The organism is Sporolactobacillus putidus (genome assembly GCF_014647035.1).
In the GTDB taxonomy this organism is placed as follows: Bacteria; Bacillota; Bacilli; order Bacillales; family Sporolactobacillaceae; genus Sporolactobacillus; species Sporolactobacillus putidus.
In genome coordinates this window covers 336,160-356,165 of sequence record NZ_BMOK01000001.1, presented here as the reverse complement: position 1 = coordinate 356,165, position 20,006 = coordinate 336,160, and the positions used below count along the sequence as shown (strand labels likewise).

Annotated in this window: 17 protein-coding genes; 14 read left to right on the top strand and 3 right to left on the bottom strand. The window is 50.1% G+C overall.

All coding sequences use genetic code 11. From position 1 onward, the window contains the following. Nucleotides 1–175 precede the first annotated feature (175 nt). The 4 genes from liaF (at nt 176) to IEX81_RS01755 (ending at nt 3,726) form a co-directional block, all read left to right on the top strand. Nucleotides 176–976 carry a cell wall-active antibiotics response protein LiaF gene (gene liaF / locus IEX81_RS01770; protein WP_373292311.1) on the top strand — a complete coding sequence of 267 codons (801 nt, stop codon included), beginning with the start codon at nt 176–178 and terminating at the stop codon, nt 974–976. A 5-nt stretch (nt 977–981) separates the two neighbouring features. Then, nucleotides 982–2,025 carry a sensor histidine kinase gene (locus tag IEX81_RS01765; protein ID WP_188801263.1) on the top strand — a complete coding sequence of 348 codons (1,044 nt, stop codon included), beginning with the start codon at nt 982–984 and terminating at the stop codon, nt 2,023–2,025. Next, on the top strand, nt 2,018–2,662 hold the full coding sequence (locus IEX81_RS01760) for a response regulator (protein ID WP_188801261.1): 645 nt from the start codon (nt 2,018–2,020) through the stop codon (nt 2,660–2,662). Before IEX81_RS01765 ends, IEX81_RS01760 begins: the two co-directional genes overlap by 8 nt. A gap of 359 nt (nt 2,663–3,021) precedes the next feature. Then, complete coding sequence (locus tag IEX81_RS01755) at nt 3,022–3,726, top strand: TerC family protein (protein WP_188801259.1); 705 nt, start codon at nt 3,022–3,024, stop codon at nt 3,724–3,726. 63 nt (nt 3,727–3,789) lie between these two features. Here the strand turns inward: IEX81_RS01755 and IEX81_RS01750 are convergent, their stop codons facing one another. Next, complete coding sequence (locus tag IEX81_RS01750; protein WP_188801257.1) at nt 3,790–4,674, bottom strand: LysR family transcriptional regulator; 885 nt, start codon at nt 4,672–4,674, stop codon at nt 3,790–3,792. Between the two features lie 261 nt (nt 4,675–4,935). Between IEX81_RS01750 and IEX81_RS01745 the strand changes: the two genes are divergently transcribed. Further along, entirely contained in the window at nt 4,936–6,177 is a 1,242-nt protein-coding gene (locus tag IEX81_RS01745) for a multidrug efflux MFS transporter (protein ID WP_229727424.1), read from the top strand. Nucleotides 6,178–6,191: 14 nt separating this feature from the next. Here the strand turns inward: IEX81_RS01745 and IEX81_RS01740 are convergent, their stop codons facing one another. Together IEX81_RS01740 and IEX81_RS01735 are read right to left on the bottom strand one after the other, a co-directional pair. Next, complete coding sequence (locus IEX81_RS01740; protein ID WP_188801253.1) at nt 6,192–7,097, bottom strand: YitT family protein; 906 nt, start codon at nt 7,095–7,097, stop codon at nt 6,192–6,194. Between the two features lie 242 nt (nt 7,098–7,339). Further along, a complete protein-coding gene (locus IEX81_RS01735) occupies nt 7,340–8,350 on the bottom strand; it encodes an aldo/keto reductase (RefSeq protein WP_188801251.1) in 1,011 nt (336 codons plus the stop codon). 225 nt (nt 8,351–8,575) lie between these two features. Here IEX81_RS01735 and IEX81_RS01730 point away from each other — a divergent pair, with 225 nt between their 5' ends. The 9 genes from IEX81_RS01730 to IEX81_RS01690 all read left to right on the top strand — a co-directional run bounded on the left by IEX81_RS01730 (nt 8,576) and on the right by IEX81_RS01690 (nt 19,781). Next, entirely contained in the window at nt 8,576–9,172 is a 597-nt protein-coding gene (locus tag IEX81_RS01730) for an SGNH/GDSL hydrolase family protein (protein ID WP_229727423.1), read from the top strand. Between the two features lie 266 nt (nt 9,173–9,438). Continuing rightward, a complete protein-coding gene (locus tag IEX81_RS01725) occupies nt 9,439–9,675 on the top strand; it encodes a hypothetical protein (RefSeq protein WP_188801248.1) in 237 nt (78 codons plus the stop codon). A gap of 651 nt (nt 9,676–10,326) precedes the next feature. Then, nucleotides 10,327–11,946 (top strand): anaerobic glycerol-3-phosphate dehydrogenase subunit GlpA, encoded by a 1,620-nt coding sequence (gene glpA / locus IEX81_RS01720; RefSeq protein WP_188801246.1) that lies wholly within the window; start codon nt 10,327–10,329, stop codon nt 11,944–11,946. After that, a complete protein-coding gene (locus tag IEX81_RS01715) occupies nt 11,939–13,087 on the top strand; it encodes an FAD-binding protein (protein WP_188801244.1) in 1,149 nt (382 codons plus the stop codon). The genes glpA and IEX81_RS01715 overlap by 8 nt, the downstream gene beginning before the upstream one ends. Continuing rightward, nucleotides 13,080–14,297, top strand: a complete 1,218-nt coding sequence (locus IEX81_RS01710; protein WP_188801242.1) for an anaerobic glycerol-3-phosphate dehydrogenase subunit C — start codon at nt 13,080–13,082, stop codon at nt 14,295–14,297. Before IEX81_RS01715 ends, IEX81_RS01710 begins: the two co-directional genes overlap by 8 nt. A gap of 447 nt (nt 14,298–14,744) precedes the next feature. Next, a complete protein-coding gene (locus IEX81_RS01705) occupies nt 14,745–15,296 on the top strand; it encodes a glycerol-3-phosphate responsive antiterminator (RefSeq protein ID WP_188801240.1) in 552 nt (183 codons plus the stop codon). A gap of 243 nt (nt 15,297–15,539) precedes the next feature. After that, nucleotides 15,540–16,376, top strand: a complete 837-nt coding sequence (locus IEX81_RS01700) for an MIP/aquaporin family protein (protein WP_188801238.1) — start codon at nt 15,540–15,542, stop codon at nt 16,374–16,376. A gap of 24 nt (nt 16,377–16,400) precedes the next feature. Further along, entirely contained in the window at nt 16,401–17,930 is a 1,530-nt protein-coding gene (glpK, locus tag IEX81_RS01695; RefSeq protein WP_188801236.1) for a glycerol kinase GlpK, read from the top strand. 183 nt (nt 17,931–18,113) lie between these two features. Then, nucleotides 18,114–19,781 carry a glycerol-3-phosphate dehydrogenase/oxidase gene (locus IEX81_RS01690; protein WP_188801234.1) on the top strand — a complete coding sequence of 556 codons (1,668 nt, stop codon included), beginning with the start codon at nt 18,114–18,116 and terminating at the stop codon, nt 19,779–19,781. The last annotated feature ends 225 nt before the right edge of the window (nt 19,782–20,006 follow it).

Sequence of the window (20,006 nt, the reverse complement as noted above, 5' to 3'; positions counted from 1 at the left end):
CGTCGGATTCGGGATCGAATGATGCCCATTGCATCACGGCAGAGCAACGGGATGAATCCCGCCGCTTATAATCCGTCTCAAGACGGAGAAAAAAAACGTATTCAGTCTATAGAAATGTGTAATGGCTCTCTGTATAGTAGGAATAGAGGTTTCCTAACTGAAAGGATTGAGCTGAATGCCGTTTGGTAAAGTTTTAATCGCCTTAATGGTAATTTTGCTGGGATGTTACTGGCTTCTTGATAGTCTTAATATGATTTCCCCGGGAATAATGTCGATGCCCGTCGGAATTTTACCCTATCTATTCATTCTATTAGGCATGCTGCTGATTATCGTGCCGCTCGTGCATCGAAAAAGGCCGGGTTTTTTCTGGGGGCTTTTCTTTCTGATTTACGGTGGCCTGATTCTGGCGGGCGATTGGGGGAAGGTTTCCTTTCAATGGCAGGATTTTTGGAAACTGTGGCCTTACCTGATCATCTATTTCGGGCTTACGCTTCTGTTCGAAGGACCAGGGATGATGGTGAACAGGAAACGTAAAAACAAAAATAAAAAACGCCGGGTGAATGTCATTTTGGATGACGACGAGGAAAAACCATTCGGGGAAGATCGACCGGGCACGTCATTTAAATTTATCCACGATGCGTCGTATAAAGAGGAAAACTGGACGGTCAGGCCGATCAATGAGCGGGTAAAAATTGTAAACTATAATTTTGATTTTACAAAAGCATTTATTCCCGAAGAAACCATCCCGATAACGCTATCAGGCTGGGTCGGAGACATCAAGATCACCATTCCTGATGACGTCCCTTTTCGGGTCAGTGTCAAAGCGACAGTCGGCGATGTTAGAATAGCGGGTGAAGAGCACAGCGGGATTCTGAAAAATATCGATTATCAAACGATCAATTACGATCAGACGGTCCGGAAGATTGATTTTAAATTTGATTTTCAAGTGATCGACTTGACGATCAGTCAGGTGTGATGCCGATGTCCAACTATCGAATCCGAACGTTTAAAATTCAGGCGACGTCGAGCTTTTTCTCTTCTGTGCTGCTTTTCGGAATGATGCAGCTGTTCTTTTTCTATATTCCGGATCCTCACGCACTGCTGATCAGTACATTGGCGTTTTTCCTAAGCTTTTTTGCCAATCTGTTTACAGGAACAAGGCTGTTTACAAAGGATTACCGCCTGATCAAAAACCGGATGGAGAACATGGATCTGTTTATCCGGACGCTCTCATCCGGGAAACTATCCGCTCGGATAAAAACGGAGAACGAGGGAACGATTTCGCAGGTGGAACAGTCGCTGAATGAGCTGGCGGATAAGATCGACACACAGGTGAAATTCTTGCAGAAACTCGCAGATGAAAATGTCGAGATCAATGCGAAGGTCAAAAATGCGGCGGTGACCGAGGAAAGGCAGCGGATCGCAAGGGATCTGCACGATGCGGTGAGCCAGCAGCTGTTCGCCCTGGCCATGCTTGCATCGGCCGCGGAAAAAACGATATTTACCAATCCGAAGAAAGCTGCAGAAAATATTGCGGACGTATCGGATATTGCCGGGAAGGCGCAGGGCGAGATGCGCGCACTGCTGCTTCACCTGCGCCCGGTTCGTTTGAGCGGCGAGTCGCTTGATAGAGGACTTGAGCGTCTGATCCATGAGCTTGACGGCAAGACACCGATTCAATTCGAAGTTTCGGTCGATCCGATCCCCGGCTTGTCGAAAGGGATTGAAAATCATCTGTTCCTGCTCAGCCAGGAAGCCCTTTCCAATGCTCTGAGACATTCGGAGGCGACGAAAGTCAGACTGGCGCTCTATGTGAAGGAACAATCCGTTGTTCTGAACATATTTGATAATGGCCGCGGTTTTAATCCGGCGAAAGAGAAGGTTGCATCCTACGGACTGAAGACCATGCGCGAGCGGACAGCGGAAATTGGCGGACACTTTGTATTGACGACACAAGAAGGAGAGGGAACATCCATTCATATCCGTGTCCCGATACAAGAAGAGAGGGTTAGCGAAGATGAATAAAATCCGGGTGATGATTGTCGATGATCATGATATGGTAAGAAAGGGACTGAAGGCCTTTCTGTCGACCGAGAGCGACATTGACGTTGTCGGTGAGGCATCCGGCGGGAAAGAGGCTGTCCTGCTGGATAAAAAGCTCGCGCCCGAAATCATTCTGATGGACCTGATCATGGAAAATGGAGATGGGATTGAAGCGACGAAGAACATTTTGGCGAGAGACCCCAGGCGGAAAATTATTATTCTGACCAGTTTCTACGATGACGCGCAAGTATTTCCGGCCATAGAAGCAGGAGCCATAAGCTATCTTTTAAAAACCGCGTCTGCAGAAGAAATTATACAAGCCATCCGCAAGGCTCAGGGAGGCGGTACGGTCATTGACGGGAAAGTGGCGCAGAAGCTCGTTGCGGGTCTGCACAAAGAGCCGCGGCCGTTCGAACAGCTGACAGAAAGGGAGCGCGAGGTCCTGAGCCTGATTGCGTCCGGAAAAAGCAATGCCGAAATCGGCGAAACGTTGTTTATTGGAATTAAAACGGTCAAGACACATGTCAGCAGCATCTTCGGGAAACTGGGGGTCTCCGATCGCACTCAGGCAGCCATTTATGCCTATAAGAATCATCTTCTTCCGAATGAAAAGAACTGATGGTTTTATTGACACAACGGGGAGTCTATTATACAATCAATTTAACAAGCAAATTAGCTCTCTTAAAAGGGGAGTAGCCTACAGAGAAGCGCCGTCATTACGGGAGTATCCCCGGCCTTCCCTGGCAGCGGTGACGCTGCTGGCGAGACCTTTGCCTCGAACGGATGAAAAGGGCAAAGGTTTTTTAATGCAGACAGCCTTTCCATCAGACGTTGGAGCGGCTGTCTTTTTATTGAGAAAAAAACAGCACATTGCCAGCACGTGCGCGGCCGATTTATTGGTGTCCTCTTGAGGGAGGTCCGATAACCCGCTTCTTCATCTCAGTTATCAAGGCAACATTACAGGAGGTCCGTTTATCTATGGAATTTTTTTCGCCGGAATTCTGGTATTCTCTCGTCATTATTGTCGGGATCGACTTATTCCTTGCTGGAGATAATGCGATTGTGATCGCCATGGCCGCCCGCCGGCTCCCCGCTCGCCAGCGTTCGCGTGCAATCCTTTACGGAACGGCAGGGGCCGTTGCGCTGCGTGCGCTGTGCACCCTGATTGTCGTCTATCTGCTGATGGTTCCCGGTCTTCATTTGGCGGGAGGCCTGGTGCTGATTTGGATTGCCTGTCGCCTCCTCCGTCCGGATGGTGGCAAGGGGAATGGGAAGAAGATCAGGGCGCAAACGAGCATCTGGGCAGCCGTCCGGACAATTATCGTTGCCGACGCGCTGATGGGACTGGATAACGTGCTTGCCGTTGCGGGGGCTGCCCAGAGTGATCCGCTTCTCGTTATTTTCGGATTGCTGATCAGTGTGCCGCTTTTAATGGGCGGAAGCGCGATCATCCTGGCGCTGATTAACCGGTTTCACTGGATTATTTTTTTAGGCGCGGCCATCCTTGCACTGACTGCAGGACGGATGCTGTTTGCCGAGCCGGCCGTAAGCGATCTGCTTGGCGATCTGGAGAACTGGATAGAGTGGCCCGTCGTAACCTTGATTATCGCGGCCGTTCTGTACTCGGGGTGGAGAAGCCAAAAAAAGGCGGCACAGGCGCAGGGGCGGAATCAGGCAGTTTAAGTTTATACAAATAAGAATTTAGTAAAAGAAAAATGCCGCACCGGTTCACAGCAGCATTGATCATTAGAGATTCAGGTCGGCAAAATACCGGGTGACGAATTGCTGGAATTCCACTGCAATCGGTGAATGATAACGGTCTTCATTCCAGACCAGACTGATGGTGCGGAAACAATGCGGCTGACTGATTCTTAGCGGAACGATGGTTGAATCCGTAATTGTCCGCAAGGTTAGCGAAGAAAAAAAGGCCACACCCAGTCCTTCTCTGACGAGACCGCGGATCGAGAGTGAATCATCGACTTCAAATGCAATGTCCGGCTGAAAACCGGCCATTCTGCAACAGGCATCCGTTGTTTCGCGGAATGCTCCTCCTGCTTTTAAAATGAAGGGTTCATGAGCAATTTCCCTGAGGCTGACGTTTTTCTCTGAGGCAAGAGGGTGTGATTTCGGCACGACAAGATAAATCTCGTCAGTCATCAGTTCCTGCCAATTGAAATGACTTTCTCGTTCGCGGGGGTAAGGTGTGATGCAGACGTCGATATCTCCGGCCTCCAGCTGTCTGTTGACGTTGTCCCGGGAAATCTGTTTGACCCGGAATCGGACAAGGGGATGTTTTTTCCGAAAACTGCTGAGTAGATCAGGAATAATCGGCGTTCTCATGACAGCAAGGGCGATACGGTCATTCTTTACTTGCGCAAGGTTGGACACTTCCCGTTTGCCCTCCTGCAGAATGGACAGGGCTGTTTCCACCTTTTTCAAAAACAGTTTTCCGTAACCGTTCAATTTTATTCGGCGCCCTTTTCGGTCGAAAAGGGGGACGCCGATTTCACTCTCAAGGCGCTTAATCGTCTGACTCAGAGATGGCTGCGCAATGGCCAGCTCTCTAGCAGCATGCGTCATGTGTTCCAGGCGGGCAACAGTCTGAAAATATTTAAGCTGAAGCAGTTCCATTATGCATCCTTCCATCTGGCTGAAATTGATACAGGTTCATTTCACGGCCGCTTTATATAGGCTATAGCCTATACTTTTATTATAATATATATATTGGTTTAAATAAGCAATTGTGTCTATTATTAAGACTGTGTAAAAAGTGTCCCTCCTTCTTTGACGGGCGCTGTTTCACTCTGTCGCTGGATTTTAAAAAAGGCTATGTTAAAAAATCTGCAAAGTTATTTAACAAAGCTTAAGAAAAAAGAAGCAAGGTGTTTTTTCGTGTCACTTCCCTTATGGAAAAGAAATCTTTACGTGTGCTGGTTCGGCGCGTTTGCGACGGCGGCGGGGATGAGCCAGATTGTCCCTTTTCTTCCGCTCTATATTGAGCAGCTCGGGGTCCGCAATACCTCAGATATCGAAAGGTGGGCTGGACTGGTTTTTGGTGCAACCTTCCTTGTATCGGCTTTGGTGTCGCCGCTTTGGGGCTCCCTGGCGGACAAGTATGGACGAAAACCGATGCTGCTTCGGGCCGGACTGGGCATGAGCCTGGTCGTATTTTCAATGGCTTTTGTGCACAATGTTTATGAACTGTTTGCACTGCGCATGATTATGGGGACGGTTTCCGGGTTCATTCCGGCGTCTATCATTCTCGTTGCGACCCAGACTCCGAAGAGCCACTCGGGCTGGGCACTCGGCATGCTGTCGACAGGAGGGATCAGCGGTTCCCTGGTTGGCCCGCTAATCGGCGGCTTCCTCTCACAGTTCGTGGGGATGCGCATGGTTTTCATTGATACAAGTGTCCTACTCTTTTGTGCATTTCTGGCATCCTTGATTTTCATCAAAGAAAAGTTTGTCCGTTCGGAGAAAAAAATGCCGTCATTTCACGATGTGTGGAATATGGTTCCGAATCCCGGGATGTTTGTGGCTATGTTTATCACTACGTTCATGGTCCAGCTGGCCAATATGTCCATTGAGCCGATAATTACCGTTTATGTAAAGATTCTTGCGCCTTCCTCCCGGAATCTTGAAATGATTTCAGGAATCGTTGTTGCCGCCGCCGGACTGGCGAGTGTCATTTCCGCACCGTTTCTTGGCAAGCTGTCCGACAGGATCGGTCCGCGCCGCATCCTGCTTTGCGCGCTGATCTTTATAGGTTTTATATTTATTCCCCAGGCTTTTGTCTCCAGCCCGTGGCAGTTAATGACGCTTCGCTTTTTGATGGGCCTGGCGATTGCCGGCATTCTGCCATCGATTAATACCATCGTCAAGAAAATGGCACCGTCCGTAATCACCGGCCAGCTGTTCGGCTACAATCAGTCGGCCCAGTTTCTCGGCACGCTGGGCGGCGCGCTGCTCGGCGGGCATATGGCTGCCGTGTTTGGGATTAAGTACGTCTTTTTCTCGACAAGTGCGCTTCTGTTTATCAATGCCGCATGGGTGATCGTATCCACACTCCTGGTGAAAAAAGGGAAAAAGAATCACGGTACGGTTTCGATAAACAATGCGCGGATTGGAAAATAAAGCCGTCCCTTTCTTTAATGAATGCTGCGCTTTTTAAAGCGGCCGCCCTTGACATCATGAATGTCGCTTATGGCTAGAAAGGCGCTTCTGTCAATCGAATCGACAATGCTTTTCACTTTCGCTTCTTCAAGACGACTGATAACGGTGAAAATAACGTTTTTGTCGTTGCCCGTGTAGGCACCCTCGCCATTCAGATAGGTGACGCCGCGCCCGAGACGGTCGTTCAGCGCATCGCCGATTTCAGCGTGATAGTCGCTGATAATCCACACTGCTTTAGAGGACTCCAGCCCTGTCGTCGTTACATCGATCATTTTAAACGCGACAAAGTAGGCAATTAATGAGTACATCGCATAGTTCCAGCCGAAAACAAAACCTGCCGAACCCAAAATGAAGATATTGATAAACATGACCACTTCACCAACGGAAAACGGCGTTTTCTCGTTAAAGAGCACGGCGAGAATCTCAGTGCCGTCTGAAGAACCGCCGTTTCGGATAATCAGACCGACGCCTATTCCCATGATAACCCCGCCAAAGACGGCGGCAAGCAAAAGATCATGGGTGAACGTCGGAATCTGGCCAAACAGAGTGGTCAGAACAGCGAGCAGGGTCACACCGCAAATTGAGGTGATCGTAAACGTTTTTCCCATCTGTTTGTAACCGACCACGAAAAAAGGGAGGTTGATGACGAGCAAATAAATACCGATCGGCAGGCCCGACAGGTGAGAAAGCATAATGGATATGCCGACAACTCCGCCGTCAATCACTTTGTTGGGCACGAGAAAGGCCTCGAGAGCAATCGCATCCAGTGCGACACCGATTATAATTAATAATAAACGCAAGATAAATTGATGAACGGTTAATTTTTTGTGCTGTTGCTTTTGCAGTAATGCCGTCTGAACGGCTGCACTTTCTTTTTCCATATCAGAGATCGCAACCTTTCGATGACTTGTTGTTAGAAAATGGGCGACGGTCCGTGGTAAGAAAACTGCCGGCTGTATCTGAATCGGAAAGCCGCCCGGTACCGGTCCGTTTTCTTCAGAGAAAAGGGCTCAAAGAGTGGTCAATAAAATACTAAAAGAAAAGCCGGTAATGGGCGCTGACCCGGCAGCACCCATTACCGGCCAAAGTGGCATCGATAGAAAACTACCGAAAGGGGAGTCCCTCAACTGTGCTGTTGCTCATATTCTTTGCGAGTCGGAGGAGCCATAAACTCGGTGCCGATCGGTTCCTTAATGTTTTTATCAAGAATGTTGTCAATATCTTTCAATGCCTGATCGTCCAGATTAAAATCCGCCACTTCGGCTGCCGCCGCAATCTGGTCAGGATGGCGGGCGCCCCACAGGGCGATGCCATTTTTCGTGCGATCAAGAATCCAGCGGACGGCGAGCGCACGCACGGATTTGCCGTAGCGTTCCTGCGCGAGTTTTTCCAGATCATGAACGGCGGCAAGGTAATGTGCGAAATGAGGCGCCTGGAATTTCGGATCGGCGAGCCGGAGATCGTCACCCGTGAACTGGCGGTCTTCCGTCATTTTTCCGCTCAGCAGGCCCCTGCACAAGCTGCCGTAACACAGTGCGACGATGCCATGACCCAAGCTGTAAGGCAGCACATCCCTCTCGACGTCCCTTTCAAACAGGTTATAGGGTGGCTGAACGGTGTGAATCGGCGCAACTTTGCGGAAGGCTTCCATCTGCCGAGCGGTGAAATTGCTGACCCCTATAGCGCGGATTTTTCCTTCTTTGTACAGCGCGCCCATCGCTTCCGCCGTTTCTTCAATGGGGACAAGCGGGTCCGGCCAGTGAACCTGATAGATATCGATATAATCCGTGCCAAGCCTGGCCAGCGAGTCATCAATCTCTTTGCGAATCCGCTCTTTGGAACCATTGCGGAAGACGTCCGTTCCGACCCAGTCCAGGCAGACCTTTGTCGCAACAACAACATCGCTGCGCCTGCCGTATTCTTTCAGCGCCTGGCCGACAACCTTCTCGGCGTGCCCCTGTCCGTAGGCCGGAGCCGTATCGATCGTGTTGATTCCGCTGTCGAGCGCCTCCCTGATGGTACGTATCGATTCTTTGTCGTCGGAACCGCCCCACATCCATCCTCCGATTGCCCATGTTCCGAGTGCGACACGTGTCGGTTGAACATCAGTTCCCAAAATCGTTGTTCTTTCCAAGGAAAATCGCCTCTGTTTTCTGAAAAGAATTTCATTCCTTTTTTATTATAAAAGGAAAAGGGGAACAGATTCAAAGAATTCGACGCGCACGGAACACATCATTGGGTTAGACGTTTCCCCGATGATTGGAGATCATCAGTGAAAAGTGTAAAATAATCGATGAAAAAGCTGTGCCTGGATTTTCCGCAGCAATAAGGAACGAATCGTGAAATGAGGGAAGTAACTTTGAAAAAAAGACTAATCTGTTTCGGGGATAGTATAACTGCAGGCTGGGATGGCAAAAGGGAACAGCCTTCGCTGACCAGGCGGCTGGAGAAGGGGCTGGGATGGCTGGTGCGCAATGCGGGTGTACCCGGAGAGACCACGGAACAGGCACTCGCGAGAATGGACAGAGATGTTCTGATCCACAGCTATGATCGGGTGACGATTTTATTCGGGGCAAACGATTCTTCCTTTCACAAAGGCATTCCTCTAGAGAAGTTTGCGGACAACGTGGTTATTATAGCCAAAGCCTGCGGACCGGACAAGGCGATCCTGATCACCCCTTCCCCGGTCATTGAAGAAAAACAAAAAGGGAAGAGAATGAACACCCGTGTGGCCTTGTACGCCGATGCGGTCCGTCGAGCTGCTGTAGAAACAAAAAGTTCCTTGATTGATTTGCATCGTTTTATGCTGGAAGAATCGGATTATGGACCGATGTTGCAAGAAGACGGACTGCATTTTTCAAATGCGGGGTATGACCTGCTCTCTGCGCTGATTGTCCGGGAAATTAAAAAGGCTGAAAATCACAAAAAATCTTTTTTTAACCGTTCGGAAAGCTAAAAAGAAAGGATTTTCAGCAGTAAATGCTGCGACAATTCGCAATTTGCGGTTTTGCCCGCTTACGAATATCCGGTTATGATGAATGTGCAGAGAGCGGAAGCGTTCCGGCGCGGAATAAAGGACCTGCACGCCGGTCAAGATGTTTGAATCATTCGAAGCAGAGGGGGCCGGGCACTGTGATCCTTGTAAAAAATTTACCTTAATTGGTGCGTCACTGCTCTTTGTAGCAAATGATCCGCCAAGCGAACGAGAGAGCCGGAATCCTGATGGAGCAGCTGAAGGCAGAGCCTGCTTTTCGGACGCTCCCGACAGGTCAAGCGGCCTGCCCGTTCAGCGATGAAGAAGTGAAACACAGTGCCGGGGCTTCAAAGCTGAGAATTGGCCGGTCAGCGCCAGTCAAAATTCCCGGGGCCATGCACCGTCGTCCGTCGTTCAGCGCCCCCGAACGTCTTTCCGCCGCCTGCAAATCAGATCTTCTTCCTCATTACGGCTGCCGAAAATGAACATAGACTTCAGACCGGCACCGTTCACTCTCCTCTCACTCATGCGAAGCAAAAAAAGCGGCTGCCTGGTGCCGCTTTTTTTGTACTATAAGAAAGAATAAAATTTTTAAAGGATTATAGTAAAAGCGACTGAACAGATCGCCGCGTCCTGCGGCATGTTCGGCATTAGACCGTCCTGGCCCCTGCAACTAAGGCAACGCCCGCGCCAAGGGATTGGCGAAGCCAAGTTTTCTAATACGTGTGTCGGGGAAATACGTTCCTGTCCGGAAAGCAGGCAAATCGTTTTCTTCCCAGTTTATTACGTAACTAAGTTATTTAATAAAAGTTATATAAAATTCGTCAAAAGTTCAAATTTTGGATGCGCTGTATTCTCTTCAGCGAAGCATTTTGATGTATGATAAATGTGAAAATATAATAAAAGGCTCGGAGATATGGAAGAAGCCATGAGAACTGCCGACAGGGTTAAACCCGTTCGCGCATGTTTTTGTGGCTTTTTACTTTCCGTTTTTTCCGGATGGATAAGTCCGGCAGATGATTGCCCAAACTTATTTACGAATCCGCTTACAGAATAAATCCCGTGGATCGGTGACCTGAGCCTTGCAGCAATTGGATCAGTTCATTAATTGTTTGGAAAAAAATGGGGGGAGAAAAATGGAAGAAGTGCTGGAGACACAAGTGGTTGTTATCGGCGGAGGAATAACCGGTGCCGGGATCCTGCGCGACCTGGCTTTACGCGGAATCAAAGCCATTTTAGTCGAGCAGGGTGATCTCGGTCACGGAACATCGACGCGGAATCACGGTTTGCTGCACTCGGGAGGACGGTATGCTGTCCGCGATCCGGAAGCTGCGGTAGAAAGCTATCATGAAAATCTGATTCTGAAAAAAACGATTCCCGGTTCGATCGAAAAAACAGGAGGCCTGTTCGTCAAACTCCCGGAAGACGATGATGATTATGCTCAAAAGTGGCTGAGGTCCTGTAAAAAGCTGGGCATACCGGTCGAGGAAATCCCGGTCGAACAGGCATTGCGTGAAGAACCGTATCTAAATAAAAAGGCTCAGGCCGTTTTCTGCGTACCCGACGGAGCTGTGGACGATTTCACCCTGCTTGTGGATGTGTGTGCCGATGCTGTTCGCCGCGGAGCGAAAACACTGACTTATCACAAAGTCACAGACATAGTAACTGAGCAGGAACGGGTTGTCGGGGTGTGCATCCGCGATGTACTTACCGGAATGGAAAAAGAAATTCGTGCAGATATTGTCGTGAATGCGGCCGGACCTTGGGGAATGGAGATTGCCGGGATGGCAGGAGTACCCTTAAAGATCATAAATAACAAGGGAATGTTAGTCGTGTTCAGCCATCGTTTTAATAAGCGCGTGATCAACCGTCTGCGTATGCCGGGGGACGGAGATATTTTTGTCCCTGCTCATGACGTGACCATTTTCGGCACGACCGGAGTCAATACGGAAAATCCGAATGACTTTTCTCTGAGCAGGCCGGAACTGGAACATATGCTGGCCGACGGGAAAGCACTGATTCCTTCGATAGATGACATGCGCCTGATCCGTGCCTACAGCGGCAGCCGTCCGCTGTATCAGACATCCGCCGGCCGCGGCTCCAGCGGAAGAGATGTGACCAGGGGGATGGCCCTGCTGGATCATCATGAACGGGACGGCATGGACGGGTTTATTACGATTACGGGCGGCAAACTGACTACGTTCCGGCTCATGGCGGAAAAAACAGTCGATCTGGTTTGTGAAAAACTGGGCGTTCAGGCAAATTGCACGACGAATGTGGAGACCGTTTCGGGAAGAAGGACCGGGGACTCGTTCAATAAAGCGGATATCGCACCGGCGGCAAGGCACAAATTAAGGAACTGGGCTGGCGTGCAGGCTCCGAAGATCGAGTCCGCTCTGAAAGAAGAGGAGTCAAGTCACATTGTCTGTGAATGCGAGCAGGTCACTTGGGCGGAGATAGAAGCGGCGATGCCGGAAAAAGGAAGTTTTCGCCTTGGAGGCATCCGGCGCAGGACACGTCTTGGAATGGGGCCGTGCCAGGGAACATTTTGCAATTTCCGGGCTGCCGCCCTCGCCGCTGAAAAAGGGCGGGCGACGATTGAGGAAGCGGACGGCGCGCTTCTTCATGCCGTTTCTGAAAGGAAAAAGGGAATGGGAGTCGTTGCGACGGGAGAAACTGCCCGGCAATTACTCTTAATGGAAACGATTTACCGGGTTTCTTTGGGATTCGGAGAGGAGGCGCATCAAAATGTATGATGTGGTAGTTATCGGTCAGGGACTCTCGGGCATGCTGTCTGCCATTTGGGCGAGGGAAGAAGGGTGCCGTACGGCATTGGTGACGACCGGAGCAGGGAAAATCATGCAGTCGACCGGAGTGATGGATCTTATTCCTGGATCGGACGGGAATCTGAATGAGTGGATGGGGATTTATCATTTAGGTTCCTGGCAACAATCACGACTCAACGATGCAATCCGGAAGTTTAAAACGCTGATGAATCGATTAGGTTACCCCTATAAAGGCGAACCGCAGGATCTCATTCCAATCGTAACCGGATCGGGTCGCATCAAGCACACGGCCCTGTATCCTGAGACTATTTCTCCGGTCACGGAAGAAGGATCGGCGGTTGTTGTAGGCTTTAATGAGCTTACCGATTTTCAGCCGCTTTTTATCCGGAAAAATCTTCAGAAAGAACGTCCCCTGCTATCCATTGATTCGATCAGGATCCATTTAGGAAAGTATTCACAGCGGCTGATGACCCAGCTGGATGCGGCACGGCTCCTTGATCAGAGAGATATTCGCACGGATTGTATCGGACAGATTAAGAAACAGATGGCGCAAAAGCAAATCGGCAGGCCCGATCTTTTTATTTTTCCCGCTTCACTCGGGGAAGACGAATGGAAAGAAACGGTTGGACAGTTTCATTCCGAACTCAGAGCGAAAGTGACGGAAGCTCCCGGAATGCCGCCGAATGCAACGGCAATCCGGCTCAACGACCGGCTGAAACGGGAAGCCATCCGGTCGGGTGTACGTTTCTATGCCGATACGACAGTGGTCGGAGCCAATATGGACGGAGAAGAAATAAAATCTCTAAGGATAAAAACGTCGGGCCGCGTGAGCAATTTGAGCGGAAAACAATTTATTCTTGCTACCGGCGGTGTTCTCGGCGGCGGTTTTGAGATCACTCCAGAGGGAATAAAGGAGTCTGCGCTGCATCTTGAGACGGATTCATCCGGGGTAATGGCCCGCCTTCCGGTGAACCTGTATCCGGTGGGAGCGAGCAAAGGGGTGCAGATGATCTGCCATGGAATCGTCGGAGGCGTGTACACTCTATTATCGACTTATGAAGCGGTCTGCGGGCTTCGTCAGTCTGTTACGGGAGGGGTCGGAAATGCTTGATCCGAATATACTGGAAACCACGTATGAAAAATGCTTGAAGTGCAATGCCTGTGTCGCCAGCTGTCCCGTTTCCGGCGTGACGCTTGATTTTGGCGGTCCGAAACATTTGGGTCCGGAATTAAAACGGCTTGTCGACAATCAGCAGATTATTGATGATAAGCGGATCGAATTTTGCACCTTATGCGGCAACTGCGATATGTCCTGCCCTGAAAATGTTCACGTTTCAACGCTGACGGCTTATGCCAAAGCCATTCATACGGAAAAATCAGGATTTAGTTTTCGCGATTTTGTTTTAAGCAATGCGGAACTGGTCGGGAAAATGGCCTCCGCTTTTGCCCCCGTGACCAACATGGCAATGAAGATGAAACCGATACGCAAAATGATGGAAAAAATGATGGGCATTCCGGAAGACCGTCAATTTCCAAACTATCAATTTAAAAACTTTAACCGGGTTTACAAAAACAAGACGTCTGGAAGCAAACGGAAAGTTGCTTATTTTGTCGGCTGCTATGCAACATACAACGCGCCGGAAGTTGCCGGAAGTTTTGTTAAAGTGATGGAGTATAACGGAATTGAGGTTGCCATACCCCGGCAGAAATGCTGCGGTATTCCGATGCTGGCCAATGGCCGCATGAACCGGGCACAGAAGAATGCGAGCGATAATATTGAAAGTCTTCTCGCTTATACACGCAGAGGATACGACGTGGTTGCGACATGCACGAGCTGCAGCCTTGCACTCAAGAAAGAGTACTTGTCGATCAACGGGACTGATGAAGCCAGAGAACTGGCCGCTCATGTATATGATGCCGACGAATATTTACGGATGCTGAAGGAAGAAGGCGAATTGAATGTGAATCTCGCCCCGATGAAAGACAGGGCCGGTTATCATGCGCCTTGTCACATGAGGGCCCAGGGAATGGGAAATCCGGCCATGGATATGCTGGAACTCATCCCCGAATACGATGTTCAGGATCTGGGTGCAGGCTGCTGCGGACAATGCGGCACGTTCGGTTTTAAAAAAGAGAAATACGATGTGTCGATGAAACTCGGTCGCACAATGGCAGAATCCGTAAAAGATCTGGGTGCGGATTATACGGTGACGGAATGCGGTATGTGCAAAAATCAGCTTGATCAGCTGACGGACAAGGCCGTGAAACATCCGATTCAGATCCTTGCTGAATCCTATGAACGGGCAAAGCGTGCTATATGACTGGAAAGCCGGTACTTAGCGACCCGGCTGCTTGCGGATTTGAAATCCGTTTAAACGTATAACTCCATGAGGTTGTTCCAAAAGGTTATCCGCAAACAGCTTTTGCTGCGTTCCGGTTGCTCGCTTCCCGTGGGCGACCCGGGAGTCTCCTCGCTTGATACACATACGCTGCGGGGTCTCCCCTGGCTCGCTGTTCCCGCAGGAGCCCGCGCACCTGCGCTCTTGATTCATAACTTATCCTTTAGGTGCTTTGTTTCTTAGCTTATTAAAAGGGTGTCTCACATCAATTTGACTTTTGAGACACCCTCTTTTTTTGCCCTATGAGGAAAGGGGCTGACCCGAACCAGAGCGTCAAAGGGAAATAGTTAGGGCGGTTTTTTATCGTCGTGTTATGATTAAAATAGGATGATTGCCTATATACAGAAATGGCCGAAGGGAGCTGCATGGATGCTATTCACGGAAAAAAGTGTGATACCGGCGATCAATAACATGAAAGACTATGAACAATTGCTTGAAATGCCGATCCGTTCTGTCGTTGTTCTTGACAGTCATGTCGCCCAGATTGCCGAAATGGTCCGCATGGCGAAGCGGCACCGAAAACATTTGTTTCTGCATGCCGATCTGATTCAGGGATTGAAGAATGATCTTTGCGCCGCAGAGTTTATCTGCCAGAACGTGCGTCCGGACGGGATTATTTCGACACGAAGCGTCATGCTCGACGTGGCAAAAAGGAGGGGCATTGTCACGGTCCTCAGAATTTTCCTACTGGATTCGCGATCAATGGAAACAAGCTACCGGCAGCTTGAACAGGTACGTCCCGATATGGTCGAAGTGCTTCCCGGACTTATTCCGTCCATGATTAGCGAGCTCCACCGGCGGACGGGCATCCCCGTGATTGCCGGCGGACTGATCCGCACAAGAGGGGAAGCAGAAGACGCATTTTCTGCAGGAGCGGTCGCTATCTCAACATCAAACAAAGAGCTGTGGGATTTCACGTGAAAAAACAAGGCTTCGAGCAGCGTTCTCGCAAAACAGGCAAAGGGCAGGCAAATTCCAGCCCACCGTTGACAGCGTTTACATTTGGATTTATTATTAGTTATGAAAAGTTAATTCATAGTATCTGGATATTGAGATCGGGTCATTCCACTTCAGTTCAGTCATGCATGCTTAGAATGCGTGAATCTTTCTGAAGTGTTTTTTTATGCCCGATTTCATCGAAGGATGAAAAGGGAGGGGATATTGATGTCCGGTTTTTTGGGAGAACTGATTGGCACCATGATTTTGGTTATTCTTGGAGACGGTGTGTGCGCCGGCGTGAACCTGAAGAAGTCCTATGCGAATAATTCCGGCTGGATTGTCATAACGTTGGGCTGGGGGCTTGCGGTGGCAGTCGGCGCTTATGCAGTAGGCCGTTTCAGCGGCGCCCATCTCAATCCTGCACTGACGCTTGGACTTGCGTCCGTAGGAGCTTTTCCATGGAGTAAGGTGCCGGCTTATCTGGCGGGGCAGATGATCGGAGGTTTTCTCGGCGGATGCATTGTCTATCTCCACTATCTTCCGCACTGGCGGGAGACGTACAGCCCATCCGTGAAGCTCGGCATTTTCTGTACGGGACCGGCCATACCGCATAAATGGTCGAATTTACTCAGCGAAGTGATCGGGACGTTTGTGCTGGTGGTCGGCATTATGTCAATCGGGGCGAATCAATTCGCGCTCGGCCTGAATCCGCTGATCGTCGGATTTCTGATCGTCGTTATCGGGCTGTCGCTGGGCGGGACGACAGGCTATGCGATAAATCCGGCCCGTGACCTGGCTCCCCGACTTGCCCATGCGTTTCTGCCGATCCCGGGGAAGGGCGGCTCGAATTGGGGATATGCGTGGATTCCCGTATTTGGACCGATCATCGGCGGCGTTTTCGGAGCTTTGTTCTATCAGACATTTTTTATCGGCACAGCGACGCCCGCTTTCTGGATATTCGCCATGATTATTGCCGTCATTATTGCTTCAGCTGTTCTCAGTGAACGGAAACGCCGAGTTGAAATGTTAGCATCACAGGAATCCGCTGCAGGCCAAAGATAATCAAGATAATAAGGAGAATAAAAAATGAAAAAATATATTATGGCGCTCGATGCAGGAACGACAAGTGTGAGAGCAATGATTTTTGATGAAAACGGTTCAATTGTTCAGACCTCGCAGAAAGAATTTAAGCAGTATTTCCCTAATCCGGGCTGGGTTGAGCAGGATGCCAATGAGATCTGGGCATCCATTCTGGCGGTCATAGCGGACGCTCTGTCCACAAGCGAAATTGAACCTCAGAAAATTGCCGGAATCGGCATCACCAATCAGCGCGAAACAGCCGTCGTCTGGGACCGCCACACCGGCCACCCGATCTATCACGCGATTGTCTGGCAGTCGCGCCAGACGGCGGATATATGCAAAAAACTGAAAGACAAAGGCTATGATCAAATGGTCCGGAGTAAGACCGGGCTCCTGATCGATGCCTACTTCTCCGGGACAAAAGTGAAATGGATCCTTGATCATGTTGATGGGGCCCGGGAAAAAGCGGCGAACGGCGAACTGCTCTTTGGTACAATCGATACATGGCTGATCTGGAAACTTTCCGGAGGGCGCGTGCACGTTACGGATTATACGAATGCGTCGCGTACTTTGATGTTCAACATTTATGACCTGAAGTGGGATGGCGAACTGCTCGATATGCTTGGCGTGCCGGCGAAAATGCTTCCTGAAGTGCACGCTTCTTCCGAAGTCTACGGGAAGACGATCAGTTATCATTTTTTCGGTGAAGAAGTGCCGATCGCCGGTATCGCCGGTGATCAGCAGTCCGCTCTGTTCGGCCAGGCTTGCTACGACGCGGGTATGGTGAAAAATACTTACGGAACCGGCTGTTTTATGCTGATGAATACCGGAGAAAAGGCGGTGCATTCGAAGAACGGACTGCTGACGACGATCGCCTGGGGGCTTGAGGGGGAAATTACGTATGCGCTCGAAGGCAGCATATTTGTTGCCGGATCAGCGATTCAATGGCTGCGCGACGGCCTGCGGATGCTTAAAACTTCGCCTGAAAGCGAAAATTACGCCGTCCGTGTGAAATCAACCGACGGTGTTTATCTCGTGCCGGCATTTGTCGGACTGGGTACGCCATATTGGGACAGCGATGCTCGCGGCGCGATGTTTGGCCTGACGCGCGGGACAACTAAAGAACATTTTATTCGGGCAGCGCTTGAATCGCTCGCCTACCAGACCAAAGATGTGGTGAATGCCATGGAAGAAGACTCCGGAATCAAATTAAAAACCTTGCGGGCGGATGGCGGCGCTTCCCTGAATAATTTTCTGATGCAATTTCAGAGCGATATTCTCGGTGTACCGGTCGAGCGGCCGACAAACAATGAGACCACGGCTCTGGGCGCCGCCTATCTGGCGGGGCTTGCCGTCGGTGTCTGGAAAGACCGCAGCGAGATCGCAACAATATGGAAACGAGGGAAAATTTTCCATGTGCAGATGGGTGTGGAAAAGCGCAACACGCTTTACAGCGGATGGAAAAAGGCGGTGGAAGCCACGCGGGCGTTCAAGCCATCCGTTGAACAAACAAGTCCGGTGGCAGAAGTAGAATGAGAGAGCAGATCACTGGCATTTTGCAAGTGTTTGCGGGAAAATGGAGACACGTAAAAGTTAATAATCGGTCATGAATCTGGAGAGACCGCTGAGTACACCCGGAAAATCCGTCGTTTTCAGGAATCCGCAGTGTACCGGCGGTCTCTTTTTTATATGACCCGAAAAAAACTGGAGGATGAACGGATGACTTTTTCAACATTTGAAAGAAAGCAATATCTTGAAAAAATGGCCGGCGAACCGCTGGATCTATTCGTTATCGGCGGCGGTATTACCGGAGCCGGCATTGCTCTGGATGCTGCAGTGCGCGGGCTGACCGTGGGGCTGGCTGATATGCAGGACTTCGCCGGCGGCACATCGAGCCGGTCTACAAAGCTTGTCCATGGAGGATTGCGTTATCTGAAACAGTTTGAAGTCAAAATCGTTGCCGAAGTTGGTAAAGAACGGGCGATCGTTTATGAAAATGCACCTCATGTCACAAGCCCTGAGAAAATGATGCTGCCGATCTATAAACATGGAACTTTTGGCAAATTCTCCACATCGCTCGGCCTGAAACTCTATGACTATCTGGCAGGTGTGAAGAAGAGCGAACGCCGGGTGATGCTCAGCAGAGAGGAGACACTGGAGAGGGAACCGCTTTTGAAGAAAGAAGGACTGCTTGGAAGCGGCTATTACGTGGAGTACAGGACGGACGATGCGCGGCTGACGATCGAAGTCATGAAAGAAGCGGTCCGGCGGGGTGCAACAGCCGTCAATTATGCGAAAGTTGAAGATCTGATTTACGGTTCGGACCGCCGGCTGACCGGAGCCAGAGTGACCGACCGTCTGACAGGCAGGTCGTACAGTATCTTTGCAAAGAAGATTGTCAATGCTGCCGGGCCGTGGGTGGACTCCATCCGGGAACTGGATCATTCAAAGAAAGGCAAGCATCTTCATCTGACTAAGGGTGTGCACATTGTCATTGACGGCAAACGTTTTCCAGTGGACCAGTCTCTCTATTTTGATACAACGGGCGGAGACAAACGGATGATTTTTGTCATTCCCCGCGAAGGAAAAGTATATGCCGGTACCACGGACACAACATACACGGACTACCCGATCAATCCCAAACCGACGGCGAAGGACCGCGACTACATCCTTGAAGCGATCAACGGTATGTTTCCGACTGTTCATCTGACGGCCGAGGACGTCGAGTCCTCCTGGGCGGGCGTTCGTCCGCTGATTCAGGAAGAGGGCAGGTCCCCTTCCGAAATTTCCCGCAAAGACGAAATCTTTCTCTCTGAATCGGGCCTGATTTCGATTGCCGGCGGCAAACTGACCGGTTACCGTAAAATGGCGGAACGTGTGGTTGACGAAGTTGCCGGCCAGCTGAACAGGGAGATGGGAACGAACGATCCGGGGTGCGAAACGGCGCACCTTGAATTATCCGGAGGCCATTTCGGCGGATCAGAGCATTATCCTGTTTTTATCAAGAGAAAGATCGCAGAAGGAATCAGACTGGGCCTGACGGAGAGGGAAGCACATGATCTGGTCTGCAAGTACGGAACGAATACGGATGCGCTGTTTGATTTGATCCGTTCGCATCAGGGCGAGGCGGAAGTGCATCACCTTCCGGCATCCATTTACGCGTCAATCGAATATGCTTTGACAGAGGAAATGGCCGTCTCACCTGTCGACTACTTCACCCGAAGAACCGGCGCGACGCTCTTTGACATCAAATGGGCAAGAGAATGGGAAAAACCGATCATTGAATTTATGGCCGCCCGGTTGTCCTGGAGCAAGGAGCAGACCGATCAATATCGTAAAGAGTTGGCAACGGCTTTTGACGAGGCTTCGAATCCGGTCAATGAATAACTGCTTCCATCCGGCCCACTAATAAGAAAAAGAAGGCTATTGATGGTTTGGTATTCTAAGAAACCCTTGTATAAAAATGCAGGGGTTTTGTCATTTTGCTTTCACAACCTCGAAATTTTTCTTTACCTCAAAAAAGATCAGCGTCCTGAGACGGTGATTCAAACCGAGAACGGAATGCATTGCCGGAAAAACCATGTTTGCATAATTCTACCTGCCTAATGCCAT

Bases quoted from the DNA above. Each gene is read 5' to 3' on its own strand.
- liaF (WP_373292311.1), top strand. From the start codon at position 176: ATGCCGTTTGGTAAAGTTTTAATCGCCTTAATGGTAATTTTGCTGGGA.
- IEX81_RS01765 (WP_188801263.1), top strand. From the start codon at position 982: ATGTCCAACTATCGAATCCGAACGTTTAAAATTCAGGCGACGTCGAGC.
- IEX81_RS01760 (WP_188801261.1), top strand. From the start codon at position 2,018: ATGAATAAAATCCGGGTGATGATTGTCGATGATCATGATATGGTAAGA.
- IEX81_RS01755 (WP_188801259.1), top strand. From the start codon at position 3,022: ATGGAATTTTTTTCGCCGGAATTCTGGTATTCTCTCGTCATTATTGTC.
- IEX81_RS01750 (WP_188801257.1), bottom strand. From the start codon at position 4,674: ATGGAACTGCTTCAGCTTAAATATTTTCAGACTGTTGCCCGCCTGGAA.
- IEX81_RS01740 (WP_188801253.1), bottom strand. From the start codon at position 7,097: ATGGAAAAAGAAAGTGCAGCCGTTCAGACGGCATTACTGCAAAAGCAA.
- IEX81_RS01725 (WP_188801248.1), top strand. From the start codon at position 9,439: ATGGAGCAGCTGAAGGCAGAGCCTGCTTTTCGGACGCTCCCGACAGGT.
- glpA (WP_188801246.1), top strand. From the start codon at position 10,327: ATGGAAGAAGTGCTGGAGACACAAGTGGTTGTTATCGGCGGAGGAATA.
- IEX81_RS01715 (WP_188801244.1), top strand. From the start codon at position 11,939: ATGTATGATGTGGTAGTTATCGGTCAGGGACTCTCGGGCATGCTGTCT.
- IEX81_RS01710 (WP_188801242.1), top strand. From the start codon at position 13,080: ATGCTTGATCCGAATATACTGGAAACCACGTATGAAAAATGCTTGAAG.
- IEX81_RS01705 (WP_188801240.1), top strand. From the start codon at position 14,745: ATGCTATTCACGGAAAAAAGTGTGATACCGGCGATCAATAACATGAAA.
- IEX81_RS01700 (WP_188801238.1), top strand. From the start codon at position 15,540: ATGTCCGGTTTTTTGGGAGAACTGATTGGCACCATGATTTTGGTTATT.
- glpK (WP_188801236.1), top strand. From the start codon at position 16,401: ATGAAAAAATATATTATGGCGCTCGATGCAGGAACGACAAGTGTGAGA.
- IEX81_RS01690 (WP_188801234.1), top strand. From the start codon at position 18,114: ATGACTTTTTCAACATTTGAAAGAAAGCAATATCTTGAAAAAATGGCC.